The organism is Collinsella sp. CLA-ER-H9 (assembly GCF_040092295.1).
Classification (GTDB): Bacteria; Actinomycetota; Coriobacteriia; order Coriobacteriales; family Coriobacteriaceae; genus Collinsella.
On the sequence record NZ_JBBNLV010000001.1, the window covers coordinates 159,447 to 177,631 of the forward strand.

Here is an 18,185-nt window from a genome sequence, read left to right on the forward strand (position 1 = left end):
GGGGCGCGAGGGATTCGCACGTCTCAACGCGCCTCGCGCCCCGTTTTAAAATCGCTAGTACTTCTCGATGCCCATGTAACGACGCACGTCCGGGTGATGGTCGAACACCTTGCCGCGAGCGGAGCGCAGCTCACAGTTCATCGCGTAGAACAGGATTGGATCAAGGAACGCGCGAACGCTCGCCGGTACTTGGTCCATGCCGTACTCCATGGCGTCGAGCACCATAAGAGTGTCGGTATGGGTCTCGAGGAATGCGAGGGCGCGCTCATCCATGGCTCGGCACTCACTAGAAGACATCTGCAGGAAGTAGAAGACTCCGGGCTCGGTCACCTCGAAGGGGCCGTGGAAGTACTCGCCGGAGTGGATATAGGCGCAGCTCTGCCACTGCATCTCCATAAGCGAGCAGATAGCGAAGCCATAGGCCTGGCTAAACACGGGACCGGACCCCAAGATATACAGGAACTTGTGGTCCTGGCACAGGGCGGCAAAACGGTCGCAGAGTTCGGCGTTGACCTTCTCGCGAGCTGCAGGCAGGATCTGGTCCATCTTGGCGATGCCTTCGTACATGTCGGCAAGGTCGGCATAACCTTCCTGCTGATCCAGGAGCTCGGAAGCGAGAGCCAAAGAGATGCCGGCGGGCACCTCCGCCTGCGGAACTCCCTCGCCCCACGGATATACCCAGCACGTCCACTCACCGTTATCGATGCCGGAACCCGCGTTGTCCGTCTGCACGATAACGGTCGCGCCCGCCGCCTTGGCGATCGAGCACGCATCGATTACCTCGGGGGTGTTGCCGGAGTGGCTGCAAGCGATGACAAGGGACTTTTCGCCCAGGCGCTTGGGACGCATGATATCGAACTCGCGGGCGGTATACGCCTCGCTGGCAAACGCAGTCGCCTCGCGCTTGAGCAGCTCGTGGGCGGGCAGCAGGTCGATGAGGGAGCCGCCGCAGGCAACCCAGAAGACGCTATCGAAACCGCCCTTTTCAGCGATTGCGTCGGCGATAAGATCATGTGCGTTCATTGTTATTCTTCCTTTCGATACGGCGGACGAATCCGCCAACGTTTACTGCGAGTCTTCTCGTCAAGCGTGTTGACTTCCCCACGCGAATGGGAGCTACGCGCTAGTCGACAAAATACCTCTCGAAGGCGTCCATGTTGTGCCGGTCCGCTGCTGCGGGATCATCGAAATACCTTCCATCGGTGATCTCCTGACCAAGATAGCCCTCGAACCCATGCGCGTTGAGGACGCGTACGAAATCGTCCATACTGTGCTTTCCATCGCCCCAAACCAGATGGCCATATGGGTCGCCATCAATGAAGCGCATGTTCCTTATGGCACCATCGCCAAACTCGGCAAACCACTCTTCAAGGCTCTCGCCGGCGACTCCCATAGCGGTAGTGTCCACCATTGGAGTAAGGTGCGGGCTGGCTACTTGGTCAAGCATGCGCCTGGCGTCCGCGAGTGTAACCACCAAGTTGCTCTCTTCCGGCCTCAGGCTCTCCATGCAGAGGGTCACGCCGTGCTCGCCGGCATAGTCCGCAAGAATCGCCAAGTGCTCGGCAGAGCGCTTCCAAGCCTCCTCGCGGTCCTCGTCCCAATCGCCCCAACCGGAGTTGATGGACATATACGGGGCGCCGAGCACCTCGGCGAGCTCGATGCCGTGCTTAAAGTAAGCGAGGCTCCGCTGCGCGTGGAGGGGCTTTCTGGCAGCGTACTGCCACGGATACACCACGTTCTCCGGACACAGGGAGCTCACGGAGAGTCCGCGGGACTCGATCTTGCGGCGAAGCTCGTCGGCCTCGAAATACCCCGTGTGGTCCAGCGTCACGTGCGGCTCGGCCGCCCAAAGCTCGATGGTTTTGAAGCCAAGGCGCTGCTGAGCATCAAGGAAGTAATCGAGCGACCACATGATGTAGTGAATGTTCATGCCGGCGACCTGCTCGCGACGCAGACGGGGTGTGGAAGCGCTTAAATCCATGCTGGGCACCTCCTACATCGGCAGTAGGCCGGAGATCACAGTCGCGACCAATCCGAACAGAACCATGAAGATAAAGAACTTCCAGATGGTCTTCCACCATTGCCCGAAGGAGATCTTCGCCACGGCAAGACCCGCGACGGTCATGCCCGCAACGGGGCTGATGGTGTTGACGGTCTGGTTCGCGAACTGCAGAGCGGTGACGGCAGCCCCGGGATTGAGGCCCATAAGCTCGGTCAGCGGGCCCATGACGGGCATGGTGAGTGCAGCGAGGCCGGAGCTGGAAGGAACCAGCAGCGAAAGCAGGCCGAGGACGATGTACATGAAGGTGGTATAGATGAAGGACGGAGCGCCCGCAAGGAGTCCGACGAGCCAGTTAAGAATAGAGTCGATGATCATTCCGCCCTCTGCGACGACCAGGATGCCGCGGGCGATGCCGATGATGCAGGCTGCGTAGGCGAAGTCGGCGATTCCGCGGACGAACTCCTCCGCAATGGTCTTCTCGTCCAGGCCGCCGAGTATGCCGGCAAGAAGGCCCATGGCCAGGAACACCATGGAGATCTCGTCCATATACCAGCCCTGGGTAACGAGGCCCCACACGATAACGCCCATGCCGACCGCGAAATCAATGAGGACGAGCTTGTGGCGAAGCGTGAACTCCTCTTCGATAGAGGCATCGGTGACAGAGAACTCGATGCGCTTCTGCTTATCGTCCTCATAGGTGATGGAGGACTTGGGATCGAGCTTGACGCGGCGCGCGTAGCGCATGGCCCAGAAAATGCCCGCGGCGGTGAAGATGACCCACAGGATGGCGCGGAGCCAAAGCTGGGGATTTCCCTCGATGCCGATAACGCCCTGGGCGATCAGCACGTTGAAAGGATCAATAGTGGATGCGCAGTAACCAAGGTTGGGGCCGAGGAAGCAGATGATGAACGCGGTCATGGAGTCATACCCGATGCTCAGCATGATGGGGATGAAGATCGCGTAGAACGGCAGCGCCTCCTCGGACATGCCGAACGTGGTGCCGCAGATCGAGAGCAGGATCATGGAGATGGGGATGATCAAGATGTCCTTGTTCTTCAGCTTCTTGATCACGCGGCTCATGCCGGCGTTTAGGGCGTTGGTCTTGGTGACGATGGCGAACGATCCGCCGATCAGCAGGACGAACGCGACGACATCGGCCGCAGCCTGAATGCCCTTGGCGGGAGCCTGCAGGACGGCATCGATGCCCTGTCGCAGATCGACGGTCTCCCCCGTCTCCGAATCGGTGTAGACCTTGTCGACCTCTTGGTACGTTCCGGCTACGGCGACTTCTCGCTCGCCCGCGGCCGTCTGAATGGTCTGGCGGTCGAACTGACCCGATGGGACGATCCATGTGAGCACCGCGAAGAACACGATCAGCATGAACGCGATGGTGTACACATGGGGAAGGTGGAGATGGAATCTGCGCTTGGGCTTCTCCTGTTTGGCATCCGGCATTCTTAACCTCCTGCCAGAGCAACGATGCTTGCCAAAAATCCTTCACGTATAGGCAAACATCTTAGGTTGTTCTATGTATAACCTGCATGAAGGCGTCGGTCAAGAAACATATTAGGTTGTTCTATAAGTGGTAACTTTTACGCGCTAAACGGACCTGCCGCGGCAATACGAGAACAGCGCTGTGTGAGACAGAGCCGCTAGATATCGAAGCTGTAGCGCGAACCCACGTAGTACTGTCTGCCATAGCAGAAGCGCTCTCCGTTGGAATCGAGAAAGCCCGCGTTCATGAAGAACAGCGGCTCCCCTACTGGGACCTTGAGCTCGCGGGCGGCATCAATTCCCGCACGGGCGATCTCCAGCCTGCAGGGATCGGACGAGCAGGGATACCTACCCGTACGCTCCCCCACGGCCTCGAATATCGAACAATTGGAGAGACCGATATCTTTGAGAAATTCGAATCCATCGACAGGATAGTAGTTGTTCTCGAACAGGACCGGCACGCCGTCTGCGGTACGCACGCGTGAGACCAAGATGAGGTCAGAGCCTTCATCCAAGCCAAAGAAAGAAGCGAGGTCGCGATCGGCGGCAACGGTCTTGCGGGCAACGACGCGAGCGCCCGCCTTCATGCCGTTTTCAGCGCATGCTTGGGTAAAACTCTGAACATCGTCCTTCTGATGCACCTTGCGAATTATCTTTGTCGCAGTCACAAACGTACCACGCCCCTGCCGCTTGGTGAGATACCCCTCGCCCACAAGCTCCTCTATTGCGCGGCGAACCGTGACCCTTCCCACGCCGTACATCTTAGAAAGCTCAAGTTCCGTTGGAATCTGCGAGTCAACGGGATATGTCCCCTGTTCGATATCGCTCTTAAGCAAATCGAGCACCTGTTGATACAGCGGGGCGGAAGAGCCCCCATCCAGATGCGCATCCACAAAAACTCTCCCTTTAAGGCGTTCGCGATCTCAACGACTCCATTCTACCGCACACGGAAAAATGAGGTTAAACACATAAGGGCCCTGCATGTTTGAGCGTATCGGGAATCTGGTCGCTGATTTCGTCCGCATTTGCTTGCGAAAAACCAAAACGCTCCTCGCGCTTGGCGAACACGGTGAGGCCCGCCGCCTTGCACGCAGCGATCGATGATGCTCGTGTGATGTTGGCTTCCTTCCTTTGCTTGCGAGGCGCGTCACTCGTCCTGCTGAGCCGCGGGCCCATCGTTCGGCGTGGCCTGCCTGCGCGGGGCATGCCGGGAATTGATGTAGTCGTATGCGTAGGCGATCTCCGTGACGGGGACCTCCACGTGGTAATGGGCGGAAATGTCAGAGAAGCTCGTGCGGAATGCCTCGACGAAATCGTTGTGTTCATTGGCGAAGCGCTGCTCGTCTGCGTAGTTCTCGATGGGGCTTCTGGTCACGAGGCGCTCCACGAGACAACACAGGTGCACGTAGAGCCCCATGCTCACACGAGCGCCAATCACGTCTCCGGTGAGCTGCTGGAGCCGCTCTGCGGCACTCTCGATTTCGCCGAAGAGCTTGTTGGGGTTAAGGATTGTGATGGACTCGACCACGTTCCTGAGGGTCATGTTCTTGACGAGATTCTGGTGGAACGTGCGCAAGCTGTCCGCGTCGAGCAAGCGTGCGAAGGCGCGGTCTATCTGGGCCGTTCCTTCGCCGGCGATGAGTTCCTCGAGCGAAATGAACGGGACTCCGTCGGCGTGCGGATTGTCCGTGCCGATGACCGAGCGCACGTTGTACTGGGAGAAGGCGGCATCCTCAGATCCGTTATTGGCGAGCTGCCGCCAGTCAACGGCGACAAGCCGCGCGGGGGACTCGCCAGGCAGGCTCTGCGCCACGAGATCGCGGATCCGCGCAGCTGCGTCAAGTCCGCCTTCGGAGCAGAAGACAATCGCGTCCGGTCGGGCGTTGCGCGCCACGATGTGATAATTACAGGTGCAAGCTGCCGCAGCATCGTCGAGAACCTCTCGCACGGAGCGACCCGCGATAAGTCCGGCGCCAACCTCCACCGCAAGGCCGGTAGAGGCGTTGTTTATGATGCCGAGCGTCATGCCGGAGGTGGATTCCAGACTCTTATAAATATCCTGGAGCGATCCCATGTCCACGAGGATGACGACCTCGTCTGCGTAGGAGAAGCGGTCGATGATTTGCTGAAGAGGAACAGCGACGTCCGTAACCTTCTGGTCGTAGGGCATGTCGATGGCCTCGAAGACCCTCGTGTCAAGAATCCGATTGGCGGCGTCGGCGATGCTCGTGGCGGTCGAGTAGCCATGACTGAGGACGATACCGACGCTCCGACGACGCTTAGACGGGTCGAGTGCGAGTGCCGCATGCGCAAGGACGAGCAGACACGTGAGATCGTCGAGTGCGATGCCGAGCGTGGCCTTGAGTTCATCAGCGATGCAGGCGCAGACAGTAACGGCAAAGCGGTTGCGCTGGGCCACGACGCCGCGCATGCCGGAAAGCTCGCTTGCATGGGAGCTCTTCCAACGCGAGAGGCTTGCGGGCGGCCACAGCTGGAGGCAGATGCCCTGGGCGATTAGATGCGAGCTCTTTCGGGACAAATCGATCGAGTAGAGTTCGTTCACGGAAGTGACGACGCTGTCGGCGATCTGCTCGTATGCGTCGGACTTCGAGCGGCCCGGGTTTTGCCCGAACGCCAGGTAGTCCTCGAGGTCGCGGGCTCGCTCCACCAGCTGAGCGCTGCACGCGCCCCCATCAAGCGTGCCTTCGCGATAGCTCTCGTATGGCTCCAGCATGGCGTCGAGTACATGCCGTGCGCGGTCGTCCGCCTGGCTTTGGATGCTCCGGGTGGTGTCGATGAGCTGCATGTCGTTCTCGCTGCGCTCGAGTGCGGAGCCGGCAAGGATTGCGGAGGGAAGCTGGTAGGTGCGAATCTCCAGGCTTTCACCCTTCGTGTCTAGATAGGCCTCGGCGCAACAGTTGGTGATGCAGTCGCGCAGGCCGCGTACGTTCTCCTCGAAGTTGGTGCCGGCGAGGGCTCGGAAGGCTCCGCGACTTATGAGGATGTCGCGTCCTATGCGTCGGCCCTCCTCCTTGAGGAAGTGGAGAGTCAGTTCCTCACGCTCCTCCTGGGTGCGCTCGCGCAGAGACGGCACCTGGGCGGACATGGGGATGCGACGCGTGAGGCTGCGGCACTCGGTACTGTCTGCCTCGTTTGAGGTGGCAAAGATAAGGCGCACAGCAGGGGCTGGCACAATGGCGCCCGCCTGTGCGGAGGCCCACTCCAAGAGCGCGTCCTGGGCAGCGGGTGAGAGGGCGTCGACGTCCTTGAGATAAACGATGCCGCCGCTCGCCCGATCTGCAGGCCCGCCATCTGCGCACAGGTCGTGAGTGAGCGCGCGGGCATCGTCTGCGTAATGCGAGCAGTCGATGCTCACAAGCTTGGCTTCCTGCTGCAGGACGCCGACGTTCTTGCCGTATTCGAGGGCAAGTTCGGCGAGTAGACCCTTGCCGGTTCCCGAGGCGCCACAGAGCAGGATGGGCAGGCCAGCTGGCGGGTACTTGAGCGCGGCGCAGAGCTGGCTGATGCAGGGCGCAAGGCTCAGCTCGTGACCGATTGCGCGGTCGAAGTCGAGTCGCTCGCCGTTTCCGAGCGTGGCGAAGAGCTGCTCGACCGAAGGGTAGGTGCTACGCTCAATGCGAGACTGGAAGAAGCGTTCGAGGGAGCGGCGGTGGAAGTAGCACACCGGTCGTGCCCCTGCTTTCACCACGAGGCCAGCGCGCACGAGCTCGTTGAGATACTGACTTGCCAGGCTGCGCGAGATGGCGAGCGAGTCGGTTATAGATGCCGTGGTGAAGTGGTCGAGACGGTTCTGGATGCGCCCGCCCCGCGTGCTGCCAAGCTCGCGCGTGATGCGATCGAGGTAGGCAAGCAGGTCTTTCTGTGTCTCGGGGATGTTCATGCGGCTGGTCCTCCTTTCGTCCCACACCTTACGGGCGGGGTGGTGCTCGGGACGGGTTGGCGCCCGCGTTTTGTCACGGGCACGTGAACTTCGGCACTCCATGATACATCTGTAGTGGCATATGGCGACTTCTCGACACCTGCGCTCGACACAGCGAGCGGCAACAGCGCTGTCCGCCGAGCGCCTCACGGGCGTATCCCAACCGTAGGAGTGCGCTTTGCCACCTTTGACTGCCTCCCTGTCGGCAAGCGGCTCGCCGTTCGCTCCGTCTCTGACCACATCGCTCGAATCGACTCTGCCGCCGGCGCTGTGGTGGCCGTCGTGCCCGCAAAGGTCATCAAGCAGGCCGACGAGGTCACCGCGGGCAAGGTCTCCCTCGTCGACGCACTCAGGAATCTGTAGGCGAGGCCCCTAAGGCCGCCTCGCTGTCGGCAGCCCGGGGCCATGTGCCATCAGGGCACAGGACGAGTCCGGTCGCCGGAATGCGGCCGGACCCGTTGTTCGCGTGTTTTGCTGGGGGAGTCGCTGTGGCGACGAGGTTCACTGGCTTACTTTTCCTGTTCGCGCAGCCCCTTCGCCAAGGCTATGTTGGACAGTTTGAGTTCGCCATTCGTTACCGTAACAGCAAGCGAGTGGCCGAACTTCTCGCAGACGCGTGTCGTGAGTGCGGTACCGTCGAGGTAGAGGACGAGGATGTTGTCGTCAACGATGAGCTGCAGGTGGTAAGAACGCCCGGACTCGAGCCAGACTGGCCTCCAAAGCCCCTTATCCATTACGCGGAACCACTTGTAACAGGGGCTCTTGTCGAACGAGAGCCGATTCGCGTCGAGGTCGAAGCGGTATTCGTACGACTCGTCGGTCTCGAGATTCTTGTAGGCTCGAATTGAGAAGTCGCAAGCGTCCCTGAACGTCACGTCTGCCTCGAAGCAGAAGATCTCGCCTGCGTTTTCGGTGATTACGCACTCCGTTCGTTCGTGGTCTCCGCGAAGCTCGATATCCGGGACGGCATCAGGGCACTCGAACGCATCCTTTATGCTTTGGGGAGGGCGAACGCCGAGGGTGCCATTGGGGCGCTGGTACACCTCATGGGGCATAAACGAGCCACCCCAAAGCCAGTTGGCCCGGTCATCGTCGTTCTCGCGCGTGGGGACCCAGCCGGACAGAATCCTGCGCGATCCGTCGAAGGCGGTCCGTCCGGCGTAATACGCCCTCCCGTCGAAGGCGTCATCTCTCGGCTTCTCCCACGGACCGTAGAGATCGCGGCTCATGCGGTAGACGATCTTGTTCTCGTCGCTGTACTCAGAGTAGACCAGGTACCACCAATCGCCAATTTTAAAAATGTCTGGCATTTCGAACATGGTGTAGAGGCCGGGGGCCCAGAAGTCGCCCTTGAACTGCCAGTGCTCGAGGTCCTTCGACGTAAAGTGAACGAGCCTGCCAGTTTGGAGGGTTTTGGAGGGGTCGTCTCCCTTACGCGTGCCCAGTACGAGGAGGTATTCCTTCCGGTCGTCATCCCATATTACGAAAGGGTCGCGCCAGTTGCGCCCATCGTATCCTGGCTGAGGCGTGAGCTCTACTGCAACGCCCGTCTTTTTCCACGTCGCATAATCATCCGAGCAGGCCTTCGCCTGCATGAGCACCTGGGACGTTTTGCCTTCTCGCAGGTAGTTGCGGTTAAACCCGGTATAGAAAGCGCGTACCTCCCCTTTTGCCTCGTAAACGGTTCCGGCGTAGATGAACTGGTCTTGGTCGTCTTCTCCGCCGTGGGGGATCGCCGTTCCGTGTTCCTGGTACGTCACGAAGTCCTGGGTGGTCGCGAGCGACCACCCAAAGGGCTGTCCTTCGGCAAGCGGAGCGGGGTCGCGCGTGTCACGCTGGTGGTATAGATAGAACGTGCCGTCCTTGCCGAAGGGCATGACGTCTCCCACCCACACGTCCTTCGGTTGGTAGAACAGGTGCTGGTTATTGGTCGGGACTTTGCGCATGTCTCGTCCTCCTTACTGTCGCGTCTTTCCTATTCGTCTTCTTCGTCAACGTCCGGAGTAAGATCTCCGAGGTAGACGAGCTGCTCTTTGGCTTGGGTGACGACATGCCTCACCACATCGGGAGTAAGCTGTCCGGCGTGGAGCGAGAGCTCGAGGGCCACGGGAAGGTTTACGCCGGTCACTATGAACGCGCCTCGCGGAGCCGAGCAGGCTACGAGCTGGTTTACGCTGCCCTGAAGGATGTCGGTGAGAACGAGGGTCTCGTCATCTTCGGCGATGCCCTCGAATGCGCTGGCGAGCTTCTCCTCGAGCGGGGTTTCGTCTGTAAACGCGCAGACAACCCTGATGTCGTGCCCCGGTCCTATGATGGCCTTGAGCGTGTCTCCGAGTCCGGCTGCCAGGCCGTAGTGCGATGCAATGATGATGTGCCTCATAATGCGTCCTTTGTGGGTTGGTCTAGCCCTAGGCTAGGCAGCAAGAATGCCGAAAGCCGCGCACACCCACGAGATGATGAGGATGCCGAGGACAATCTTGTTGATGCTGACCTTGCGCTTGACGAGGGCGTAGACGATGGCTGTGGCTATTACGGGCAGCATGCCGACCATGATTTGGTCGAGGATGCCCGTCTGGACGTCGAGCGTGACGTCACCCATGGTGAACGTGAGACCACACGAGACCTTGATGACGGTGGGGATGAGCGCACCGACGACCATCATGCCAAGTGCCGACGTCGACTCGGTGAAAACGGACATCTTCTCGGCAAGGGTCGTGAAGAGCTTGTCGCCGAACTTATAGCCTATGCGCCAGTCAAAGAGCTTCCATACGAAGATGGCGATGGCGACGGCGAGCCAGAGAAGCACGCCGACGGGGTTTCCCGCCTGTCCCATGTAGGCGGCGATGGAGCCGAAGATGGTGGGAATGAGGATGGCGAAGATCGTATCGCCGACTCCTGAGAGGGAGCCCATGAGGCCAATCTTAAGGTCTTGGACCGCGTCGATGGCGTCATTGTGCCCCTTGTCCTCCAAGGCTAGGCCGGCGCCGAGGAGCAGGCCGCTTACCTGGGGAGTCGCATTGTAATAGCGATAGGTGCTCAGAAGTGACCTGCGGTAGCCCTCCTCGTCTCCTGCATAGATCTTGCGCAGGGCGGGTTCGGTTGCGAACATGACCGCCGGGGCACACTGGGACTCATAGTTATAGATGGACGCGCCGAGCATCCAGCGGCGGCCGCAACGGTCGAGATCGGAAACGGTGAGGACTGGCTGGTACGTTCCGTCTGCCAGGCGGGTTGGCGCTTCGTTTGCCTTGGTGGCGTTAACTTCGTTACTCATCTTCCAGACCTCCAGCGTCGAGGGCGTTTACGGACGGATTGCTGTGCGACTTGTAGTACTCGATGGCCGCGGCGGCACCGAGCAGGGCAATGGGGAGAATGCTTATCTGCAGGTAGGCGGCCAGAACGAAGCCAACGATGGCGTAGGCGATGAATTTCTTCATTGGCATGAAGGACAGAAGCATCGCAAGGCCGACGACGGGGAGGATACCGGCGGCGATGGAGAGGCCGGTCGTGAACCAGGAGGGCATGACGGAGAGGAAAGCGTTGACGGCATCGGCGCCAAAGAGCAGTACGGCAAACGTGGGGATGGCCGCCGTAAGGCCATAGAAGACCGGACCGAGGAAAAGTACGCTCTTCATCTGCGAGTACTTGCCCTCTTCGGCAAAGCGCTGCGAGGTACGCCCGAGGAAGCCGTTTGCCGTCTTGGCGATGACGTCGAGCTGAAGGCCGAGCATGCCGACTGCGATTCCGGCGGCAACGCCGACGCTCGCCTCCTGACCCGAGGTGATGGCAACGACGGCGCCAATGATGGCGGCAGTGGGATAGTCGGGGACGGAGGCTCCTCCCATGGCCGCCACGCCCAGGCTCATGAGTTGGACGATGGCGCCGACGGCGAGGCCGGTTACGGGGTCGCCGAGCGCAAGTCCGACGAACCATGCTGGCGTGACGGACATGTTCGTGAGAATTTGTCCCGCGTTCTTCTCGGCTCCGTAGATGAAGGCGATGAGTGTAACGACGGCTATCTGGATGATGGATGGTGTCATAAGTTCACTCCCTTGCTAAAGCGTGATGATGCTGGAGAGCTCTACGGGCTTGTCGGCCGGCACATAGCGAACGGTGATGTCGCAGCCGGTGCCAGCAATCGCTCGATATGCGGGCAGCTCGTCTTTGGTGACGTAGGCGCGACTGCTCACCTGGACGGCGTCTGACCCCTCTTCGGGAAAGACTGTGCCTCCGACCACGAGTGTGGGAACAACCTGGCCCGTCTGTATGACGTCGAGGATGGTCTGGGGGTCTCGCGCCACGATGAAGACCGTGTGGTCGTCGTACTTGCCCGCCCGATAGTTCGTGAGAGCCGTCTCCTTGTTGATAATGGAGAGGGCGACTCCCGAGGGCTTTGCCATCCGCATGGCGGCCTTCTTGGTCGGGTCGTTGGCGACGATGTCATCGATGACCATGAGACGCTGCGGACGGAACTCGGGTACCCACTGGGTTGCCACTATGCCGTGTAGCAGGCGGTTGTCGATGCGTGCTGCGATGATGCTCATGTGATGTTGGCTTCCTTCCTTTGCTTGCGTGACGCGTTTCGGCATGGCCTGTGCCGAAGCGCGTCATTCGTCCTGCCGGGCCGCGGACCCGTCGTTCAGCGTGGCCTGCCTGCGCGGGGCATGCCGGGAATTGATGTAGTCGTATGCGTAGGCGATCTCCGCGACGGGGACCTCCACGTGGTAATGGGCGGAAATGTCAGAGAAGCTCGTGCGGAATGCGATCGAGGTAGGCTCTGTGTCTCGGGGATGTTCATGCGGCTGGTCCTCCTTTCGCCACACACCTTACGGGCGGGGTGGTGCGCGGAACGGGTTGGCGCCAGTGTTTCGTCACGGGCGCGTGCACTTCGGCACTCCATGCTACATCTGAGTGGCATATGGCGACTTCTCGACACTCGCGCTCGACACAGCGAGCGGAAATGGCGCTGCCTGCCGAGCGCCTCGCGGGCGCATCCCGACCGCAGAAGTGAGCGCGAAGGCTCGTCGAAGTGCTGGGTGGGGGACCGGCGGTCTGGATACGCGGTTTCGTTCGGCGAAGGCGGCGAGGCGAATGGCATGGCGAACGTACGGGTTTGACGTGAACGGGTTGCCCGTGGCGGCGTGGTATCGGGAGGAGACGGTCGAGCAGGTGCTCGCGCCGCTGCTCACCCGTCTCGCGCGCTCGCATCAGGAGAAGGGGTCGCAGGCCCATCTCGGCAACCCGGTGCGCATACGCTATTGCGACCGGGACGGCCACGTGTCGCGAACGGATATCGTCCGCCAGGTGGACGTCGCGCCGCGAAATGCAGACTCGCCTCAATCGTCGGTAAGGGGTGCCGCGGGCGATACGATGGAATCCACGGACCGCACCGCGCCGCCGAGATTGCGACGCGAACGCAGGCGATGCGCCCGAAAAACTCCTCCGCGCATGTAGGGCGAAACGCCAGATTGGAGCTCCATGAACGATTTCTCCTTCTACTCCCCCACCCGCTTTGTCTTTGGGCGAAAAGCGACCGACAAGGTTGGGGGACTCTGTCCGCCTCCGGCTACCGCTGAGCGCTCATTGTCTACGGCAGGGGTTCCGCAGTTCGCTGCGGAACGCTCGTCCGCGTGAGGGCATCGCTCGATGCCGCGGGCGTGGAGCACATCGGGCTTGGAGGGGTGCGTCCAAACCCCGAAATAGGCTTGGCACGAGAAGGCGTCGAGCTCGCACGGGCAAACGACGCCGACATCATCCTGCCCGTGGGCGGCGGCTCCGTCATGGACTGCGCGAAGGCCATCGCACTGGGGCGGTATACGACGGCGACGTATGGGACTTCTTCCGCAAGCGCGCCGTTCCCGCCGACCGCATCGACGTCGCCTGCGTGGTGACCATCCCCGCATCCGGTTCCGAGGCCTCTAACTCCTGCGTTATCAGCAACGACGAGGAGCACCTCAAATGCAGCATTAACACGGACCTCAACCGCCCGGCCATCGCCTTCCTCGACCCGGAGCTGACCTTCAGCCTGCCCGCCTGCCAGACCGCCGCGGGAGTGACCGACATGATCGCCCATATCATGGAGCGACTCTTCTCCGGCGAGCCCGCCGTGGGCGTAACCGACAACATCGCCTGCGGGCTAGTGCGCGCCGCGAGGGAGGCGGCGCCCAAGGTGATGGAGAACCCCGATGACTACGACGCCCGCGCCGAGATCATGTGGGTGGGTACGCTCGCCCATAACGCCCTGCGCGACGGCGATTGGACCTGCCGCGGCCTTGAGCACGAGCTATCCGCACTGGACACCAAGATCACGCACGGCGCCGGCCTCGCCGTCATCTTCCCCGCCTGGATGCGCTACGTATGGCGAGAGCACCCTGAGCGCTTCCTGGAGTTCAGCGCCCAGGCCCTTGGCATCGAACCCATCGATTCGGACGCGGACGAGCTCGATGTGGAGGTAACCCCCGAGCAGGCAATCGAGTACGCGGTCGAAGCGACCATCGACGAGCTGCAGGATTTCTTCGTCTCGCTGGGAATGCCGCGCGCGCTATCGGAGTTCGGAGTCACCGAGGACGATATCGAAAAGATGATTCCGGGCCTCAAGATCAACCGCGGAGAGCTCTTCGGCAGCTTCAGGAAGCTCACGCTGGACAACGCGAGAAAGATTTACCGCAGCGCACTCTAGGAAACAGATGCCAGTCCCCCACGGGCGAGCAGCACGGCGGCCCCCGCAAACCAGAAACGGCGCCGCTCCCGCGACGCCGTCATATTCCCTGGTGCCCCCGGGCGGATTCGAACCGTCGACACCCGCTTTAGGAGAGCGGTGCTCTATCCCCTGAGCTACGGAGGCATGTTGTACTAGTGTAGCAGATTTACCCCTTTGCCATGTAGCGCATGGCCACTCATCGAGAAGGCTCTATAGCGAATAGTTTCCGAGGGCAATCCTCAATATCGGAAAGAATAACCCGGAATAACGCGAAATAATGGGACAAGCTTTCCCAACTGGCCCTCAAAAGGAAAATGCATCCCGGAATGAGAACAAATTCCGGGATGCATTTTCCGCCATCTATCGCCAACGATTAGCTGTCTCTGTGGAAAAGGCTCTTGATGGCAGCGGGGATGCTCTTGGCGCCCTTGGCCGTCACATCGATAAAGTCGGGCGAACGCACGAGCTTATTCTCGTCGACGTACTTGCGGACCGCGCGAAGCGTCTCTTTGTCGTCGCGCGTCGAAAACGTAAAGTGACCGTTGTCCTTGGTGAAGATGGCAAAACGCGTAATCTTCTTGGTGCCGCGCAAAACCTCGGCGGCAATATAGTCGACCTCGTCCCACGGGATTTGAATATAATCCTCGGGATTGCGCTCGTTATAGTACTCAAACGCCTTATTGCCCACCATCACGTTACCGTGGCTGGTAAGCCCCATCAGGCAGGTTGCCGGCGTTGCCAGATCGACCGTGCTGTTCTGAGATTGCGCCATACGCGCCTCGCCCTCCAATAAAAACAATCGGACCGCATCCAGTGTACCCACCGGGTGCGGTCCGTTTCAATGGCTCAAAAGCCCTTACCTAGCAACTCTCGGTCTTAAGCCGAAGCGTGCTTACATGAAGCCGCAGAAGCGACCGATGATGCCGACGGCGAAGAGAGCCAGGATGATGACGATCGGGCTAACCTTCTTCTTGAGGAGCTTGCAGACCAGCAGGGTCAGGCACACGGCGGCAAGGCCGGGGATGAGCTGATCGAGGTTACCCTGGAGCGTGGTGACCTTCATCTGATCAAGGGCGGTAGCACCGACGGAGTTGTACATCGTCAGCGCTTCCTTGATACCCTCGGAACCGGAAGGCAGGCTAGCCCAGTCGATAAAGGCGCCAGCAGACTGCTTGACCGTGGAGACGATCGGGGTGAAGGAAATGGACACCCAGCGCTCGACCAGGGCGCCGATGATGAACATACCCAGGATGGAAGCGCCCTCGGTGACCTTGCCCATCAGACCGCCGGAGAGGTCCTTGGCGATAGAGGAGCCGACCTTGTAGCCAAACTCCTGTGTGTACCACAGGAAAGCGTAACGGATGATGTTCCACGCGAAGAAGAACAGCAACGGACCGACGATGCTGCCGGACATGGCCAGGGAAGCGCCCAGAGCGCCCAGAATCGGGCGAAGGGTGAACCAGAAGACGGGGTCACCGACGCCGGCGAGCGGGCCCATCATACCGACCTTGACGCCCTGGATGGCGACGTCATCGATCGGAGCACCGTTGACGCGCTCCTCCTCGAGGGCGAGGGTAACGCCAATGACGGGGGCGGAAACATAGGGGTGGGTGTTATAGAACTCCAGGTGGCGCTTAAGCGCGGCAATCTGGTCATCCTTGCTGGTGTAGAGCTTCTTGATCGCAGGGATCATTGCGAAGCACCAGCCGCCGTTCTGCATACGCTCGTAGTTCCACGAGCCCTGAAGGAACTGATGACGGAAGCAAACCTTCTTACGGTCAGCCTTGGTGAGCTGAATCTTGTTCTCTGCCATATGTATCACTCCCCTCCTACTCGTAATCGTTCAGAATGTCGCCGAGCGGGTCGCCGGAGCCACCGCCCGTGCCGCCACCCTGCTTGGCCAGATCCTTAAGGCCAAGGTAGATGAGGGCAAGGGAGATGCCGATGAGGCCAAGGGCGATCAGCGTGAGCTGAGGGATGGCAGCAAGGACAAAGCCGAGGATGAAGAACGGCCAGGTCTCCTTGGTGGCCATCATGTTGATGACCATGGCGTAACCGACGGAAGCGACCATGCCGCCGCCGACGGCCATGCCGCCGGACAGCCAGTCGGGCATAGCGTTAAGCGCGTTGGTAACAGCCTCGGCCGGGATAACACACAGAAGTACTGCCGGGATGGCGATACGAAGGCCCTGCATGAGGATGGCAGCGTACTGCCAGCGCTCGATGCCGGAGAAGTCGCCCTTCTCGGCGCAACCGTCCATGGCGTGAGCGATAGCGGTAGCAATGGTACGGCAGATCATGGTCAGGAACAGACCAGCGACCGACAGCGGGACGGCGACGGCGATGGCCGCGGTAACGGCCTTGGCCGAATCAGTGGCGCCGCCGTTGAGGGCGAGCACCATGATGATCGAAGAAGCGACCGAGGCCAGAGCGGCGTCAGGCGCGACGGCGGCGCCGACGTTAGCCCAGCCAAGGGCCATCATCTGGAGCGAACCGCCCAGGAGGATGCCCTCCTGAAGGTGACCGGTTACGAGACCGATAAGCGTGCATGCCACGAGCGGCTGATGGAACTGGAACTCATCCAGAATGCCTTCCATACCGGCAAGCAACGCGACAATCGCAACAAGCAGAATAGTGATTGCAGACATGTATCGGACCCTCCTTTACTATGCTTGAGCGGCCAGTTCGGCCTTAGCTTTCTTCAACATGGCATCGAGATCCTCGGAGGCATCCGAAGGAACCTTGCGGACCTCGAACTTGACGCCCTTGGCCTTGAGGGCCTCGAGGGTCTTAACGTCGTCATCGCCCATAGCGACGGCGTTGGTGACGACGACCTTGCCCTTGGAGTGAGCCATGGAACCGATGTTGACTTCCTTGATGTCGACGCCGGCCTCGATGGCCTTGAGCAGATCCTGCGGGTTCTCGAAGAGCAGCATGGCCTTGGTGTCACCAAAACGCGTGTCCTTGACGACCTCGGCCATCTTCTTGATAGGCACGACGTTGGCATGGACTCCCGGAGGGGCAGCCTGCTCGATCATGGTCTTGCGGAGCTCGTCGTGAGCAACGCCGTCGGAAACCACGATGATGCGGTTGGGGTTGATCTGCTTGGTCCACGTGGTGGCCACCTGACCATGCAGCAGACGGGTGTCGATACGGACGTGGGCAATCTTGATGTGCCCGTCGCCGATGACCGTTCCCGGAGGGATGGCGCCTGCAGGAGCAGCGGCGGCCGCAGCCGGCTTCTTCTCCTCGGGCTCCAGAGACTCGGGCTTGACGCGCACGCCAGCCTTAGCCTCAGTCACGAGATGTTTTGCGATCGCATGTGCAGTGTTCTTTGCATCAAAGCGCTGCGAATATGCCTCGATGAGCATAGGCAGGTTGACACCGGTGACGATAGCCCAGGAATCATGGCCCTCGATGAGCCCGCTAATCTGGTTGAACGGCGTGCCGCCCCACAGATCAACGAGGAAGAGCACCTGCTCCTGGTCCTCGAAGGAAGCGATTGCTTCCTCGACCTTAGCACGGAAGTCGTCGGGGCCCATGCTCGGCTCGAGCGAGACCACGGCCACAGACGGCTGATCGCCAAAGACCATCGAGCCCGTCTGCTTGATTCCAGCTGCCAAGTCCCCGTGGCTAGCAAGAACAATACTTACCATCACATAACCTCCTTTTTGTCTACGTGATTCCTACATGACATGAAAGGAGTATACCTGTTTGGTTTGTGGAATTATAGCTAAATCCGCAAAAGGTTGGATTATTTGTTTAAACGTCTAAGTTTGTTACAAGTTGGTTACGTTGCTGCTTTTCGACTCATTACCCGCCAAGGCGTCGCTCATCAAGCCACGCATTTTACAGATACAAGCAGACTGTTCATTAATATCGATTTTAGGCAAGCGCGAATGCGCTTGTACTGCCGCTACATTGTTCAAACAGGTATGACTTGACTATTTGCGCGACTTATGATCTACGAAACCACTCAAAAAAGTTGCGGTGGAATAGTTCTTGTTTAAGAGCCAGAAGGCTGGATTTAGGAACTATTTCACCGCAAC

Annotated in this window: 18 protein-coding genes and 1 tRNA gene; 4 read left to right on the forward strand and 15 right to left on the reverse strand. The window is 60.1% G+C overall.

Going from position 1 to position 18,185, the window contains the following annotated elements:
* Window positions 1-54 precede the first annotated feature (54 nt).
* The 5 genes from AAAX73_RS00685 to AAAX73_RS00705 form a co-directional block, all read right to left on the reverse strand.
* Complete coding sequence (locus AAAX73_RS00685; protein ID WP_250787026.1) at window positions 55-1,023, reverse strand: SIS domain-containing protein; 969 nt, start codon at window positions 1,021-1,023, stop codon at window positions 55-57.
* A 100-nt stretch (window positions 1,024-1,123) separates the two neighbouring features.
* Window positions 1,124-1,981 (reverse strand): sugar phosphate isomerase/epimerase family protein, encoded by an 858-nt coding sequence (locus AAAX73_RS00690; RefSeq protein ID WP_118080253.1) that lies wholly within the window; start codon window positions 1,979-1,981, stop codon window positions 1,124-1,126.
* Between the two features lie 12 nt (window positions 1,982-1,993).
* Window positions 1,994-3,457, reverse strand: a complete 1,464-nt coding sequence (locus tag AAAX73_RS00695) for a YfcC family protein (RefSeq protein ID WP_349124741.1) — start codon at window positions 3,455-3,457, stop codon at window positions 1,994-1,996.
* A 197-nt stretch (window positions 3,458-3,654) separates the two neighbouring features.
* Window positions 3,655-4,389 carry a GntR family transcriptional regulator gene (locus AAAX73_RS00700; RefSeq protein WP_118080248.1) on the reverse strand — a complete coding sequence of 245 codons (735 nt, stop codon included), beginning with the start codon at window positions 4,387-4,389 and terminating at the stop codon, window positions 3,655-3,657.
* Between the two features lie 254 nt (window positions 4,390-4,643).
* Window positions 4,644-7,397 carry a PRD domain-containing protein gene (locus AAAX73_RS00705; protein ID WP_158567254.1) on the reverse strand — a complete coding sequence of 918 codons (2,754 nt, stop codon included), beginning with the start codon at window positions 7,395-7,397 and terminating at the stop codon, window positions 4,644-4,646.
* Window positions 7,398-7,511: 114 nt separating this feature from the next.
* On the opposite strand from AAAX73_RS00705, the gene AAAX73_RS00710 reads away from it, so the two are divergent.
* Window positions 7,512-7,799 carry a hypothetical protein gene (locus AAAX73_RS00710; RefSeq protein ID WP_199574332.1) on the forward strand — a complete coding sequence of 96 codons (288 nt, stop codon included), beginning with the start codon at window positions 7,512-7,514 and terminating at the stop codon, window positions 7,797-7,799.
* A 146-nt stretch (window positions 7,800-7,945) separates the two neighbouring features.
* Here the strand turns inward: AAAX73_RS00710 and AAAX73_RS00715 are convergent, their stop codons facing one another.
* From AAAX73_RS00715 to AAAX73_RS00735, 5 genes are read right to left on the reverse strand one after another with little or no spacing between them, the layout of a single operon-like run.
* Window positions 7,946-9,382, reverse strand: coding sequence for a family 43 glycosylhydrolase (locus AAAX73_RS00715; protein WP_118080243.1), 1,437 nt, complete (start codon window positions 9,380-9,382; stop codon window positions 7,946-7,948).
* A 29-nt stretch (window positions 9,383-9,411) separates the two neighbouring features.
* Window positions 9,412-9,816 (reverse strand): PTS N-acetylglucosamine transporter subunit IIBC, encoded by a 405-nt coding sequence (locus tag AAAX73_RS00720; protein ID WP_118080241.1) that lies wholly within the window; start codon window positions 9,814-9,816, stop codon window positions 9,412-9,414.
* Window positions 9,817-9,849: 33 nt separating this feature from the next.
* On the reverse strand, window positions 9,850-10,710 hold the full coding sequence (locus AAAX73_RS00725) for a PTS system mannose/fructose/sorbose family transporter subunit IID (RefSeq protein ID WP_118080239.1): 861 nt from the start codon (window positions 10,708-10,710) through the stop codon (window positions 9,850-9,852).
* Complete coding sequence (locus tag AAAX73_RS00730) at window positions 10,703-11,476, reverse strand: PTS sugar transporter subunit IIC (RefSeq protein WP_118080237.1); 774 nt, start codon at window positions 11,474-11,476, stop codon at window positions 10,703-10,705. The genes AAAX73_RS00725 and AAAX73_RS00730 overlap by 8 nt, the downstream gene beginning before the upstream one ends.
* 15 nt (window positions 11,477-11,491) lie before the next feature.
* A complete protein-coding gene (locus AAAX73_RS00735) occupies window positions 11,492-11,980 on the reverse strand; it encodes a PTS sugar transporter subunit IIB (protein WP_118080235.1) in 489 nt (162 codons plus the stop codon).
* A 589-nt stretch (window positions 11,981-12,569) separates the two neighbouring features.
* Between AAAX73_RS00735 and AAAX73_RS00740 the strand changes: the two genes are divergently transcribed.
* From AAAX73_RS00740 to AAAX73_RS00750, 3 genes are all read left to right on the forward strand, one after another.
* Window positions 12,570-12,890, forward strand: a complete 321-nt coding sequence (locus AAAX73_RS00740; RefSeq protein ID WP_233542971.1) for a hypothetical protein — start codon at window positions 12,570-12,572, stop codon at window positions 12,888-12,890.
* Window positions 12,891-13,066: 176 nt separating this feature from the next.
* Entirely contained in the window at window positions 13,067-13,327 is a 261-nt protein-coding gene (locus AAAX73_RS00745; protein WP_308196324.1) for an iron-containing alcohol dehydrogenase, read from the forward strand.
* Window positions 13,306-14,115, forward strand: coding sequence for an iron-containing alcohol dehydrogenase (locus tag AAAX73_RS00750; protein ID WP_308196325.1), 810 nt, complete (start codon window positions 13,306-13,308; stop codon window positions 14,113-14,115). Before AAAX73_RS00745 ends, AAAX73_RS00750 begins: the two co-directional genes overlap by 22 nt.
* An 89-nt stretch (window positions 14,116-14,204) precedes the next feature.
* Here AAAX73_RS00750 and AAAX73_RS00755 read toward each other — a convergent pair.
* The 5 genes from AAAX73_RS00755 to AAAX73_RS00775 all read right to left on the reverse strand — a co-directional run bounded on the left by AAAX73_RS00755 (window position 14,205) and on the right by AAAX73_RS00775 (window position 17,792).
* A tRNA-Arg gene (locus AAAX73_RS00755) sits at window positions 14,205-14,280 on the reverse strand.
* Between the two features lie 229 nt (window positions 14,281-14,509).
* Window positions 14,510-14,908: a DUF956 family protein gene (locus AAAX73_RS00760; protein ID WP_118080233.1), complete on the reverse strand. Its 399-nt coding sequence runs from the start codon at window positions 14,906-14,908 to the stop codon at window positions 14,510-14,512.
* Window positions 14,909-15,028: 120 nt separating this feature from the next.
* Window positions 15,029-15,949 (reverse strand): PTS system mannose/fructose/sorbose family transporter subunit IID, encoded by a 921-nt coding sequence (locus AAAX73_RS00765; protein WP_349124742.1) that lies wholly within the window; start codon window positions 15,947-15,949, stop codon window positions 15,029-15,031.
* 16 nt (window positions 15,950-15,965) lie between these two features.
* Window positions 15,966-16,784, reverse strand: a complete 819-nt coding sequence (locus tag AAAX73_RS00770) for a PTS mannose/fructose/sorbose transporter subunit IIC (protein ID WP_035136637.1) — start codon at window positions 16,782-16,784, stop codon at window positions 15,966-15,968.
* Window positions 16,785-16,802: 18 nt separating this feature from the next.
* Window positions 16,803-17,792 (reverse strand): PTS sugar transporter subunit IIB, encoded by a 990-nt coding sequence (locus tag AAAX73_RS00775; RefSeq protein ID WP_055250789.1) that lies wholly within the window; start codon window positions 17,790-17,792, stop codon window positions 16,803-16,805.
* Between the last annotated feature and the right edge of the window lie 393 nt (window positions 17,793-18,185).

Bases quoted from the DNA above. Each gene is read 5' to 3' on its own strand.
- AAAX73_RS00685 (WP_250787026.1), bottom strand. From the start codon at position 1,023: ATGAACGCACATGATCTTATCGCCGACGCAATCGCTGAAAAGGGCGGT.
- AAAX73_RS00690 (WP_118080253.1), bottom strand. From the start codon at position 1,981: ATGGATTTAAGCGCTTCCACACCCCGTCTGCGTCGCGAGCAGGTCGCC.
- AAAX73_RS00695 (WP_349124741.1), bottom strand. From the start codon at position 3,457: ATGCCGGATGCCAAACAGGAGAAGCCCAAGCGCAGATTCCATCTCCAC.
- AAAX73_RS00705 (WP_158567254.1), bottom strand. From the start codon at position 7,397: ATGAACATCCCCGAGACACAGAAAGACCTGCTTGCCTACCTCGATCGC.
- AAAX73_RS00715 (WP_118080243.1), bottom strand. From the start codon at position 9,382: ATGCGCAAAGTCCCGACCAATAACCAGCACCTGTTCTACCAACCGAAG.
- AAAX73_RS00720 (WP_118080241.1), bottom strand. From the start codon at position 9,816: ATGAGGCACATCATCATTGCATCGCACTACGGCCTGGCAGCCGGACTC.
- AAAX73_RS00725 (WP_118080239.1), bottom strand. From the start codon at position 10,710: ATGAGTAACGAAGTTAACGCCACCAAGGCAAACGAAGCGCCAACCCGC.
- AAAX73_RS00730 (WP_118080237.1), bottom strand. From the start codon at position 11,476: ATGACACCATCCATCATCCAGATAGCCGTCGTTACACTCATCGCCTTC.
- AAAX73_RS00735 (WP_118080235.1), bottom strand. From the start codon at position 11,980: ATGAGCATCATCGCAGCACGCATCGACAACCGCCTGCTACACGGCATA.
- AAAX73_RS00760 (WP_118080233.1), bottom strand. From the start codon at position 14,908: ATGGCGCAATCTCAGAACAGCACGGTCGATCTGGCAACGCCGGCAACC.
- AAAX73_RS00765 (WP_349124742.1), bottom strand. From the start codon at position 15,949: ATGGCAGAGAACAAGATTCAGCTCACCAAGGCTGACCGTAAGAAGGTT.
- AAAX73_RS00770 (WP_035136637.1), bottom strand. From the start codon at position 16,784: ATGTCTGCAATCACTATTCTGCTTGTTGCGATTGTCGCGTTGCTTGCC.
- AAAX73_RS00775 (WP_055250789.1), bottom strand. From the start codon at position 17,792: ATGGTAAGTATTGTTCTTGCTAGCCACGGGGACTTGGCAGCTGGAATC.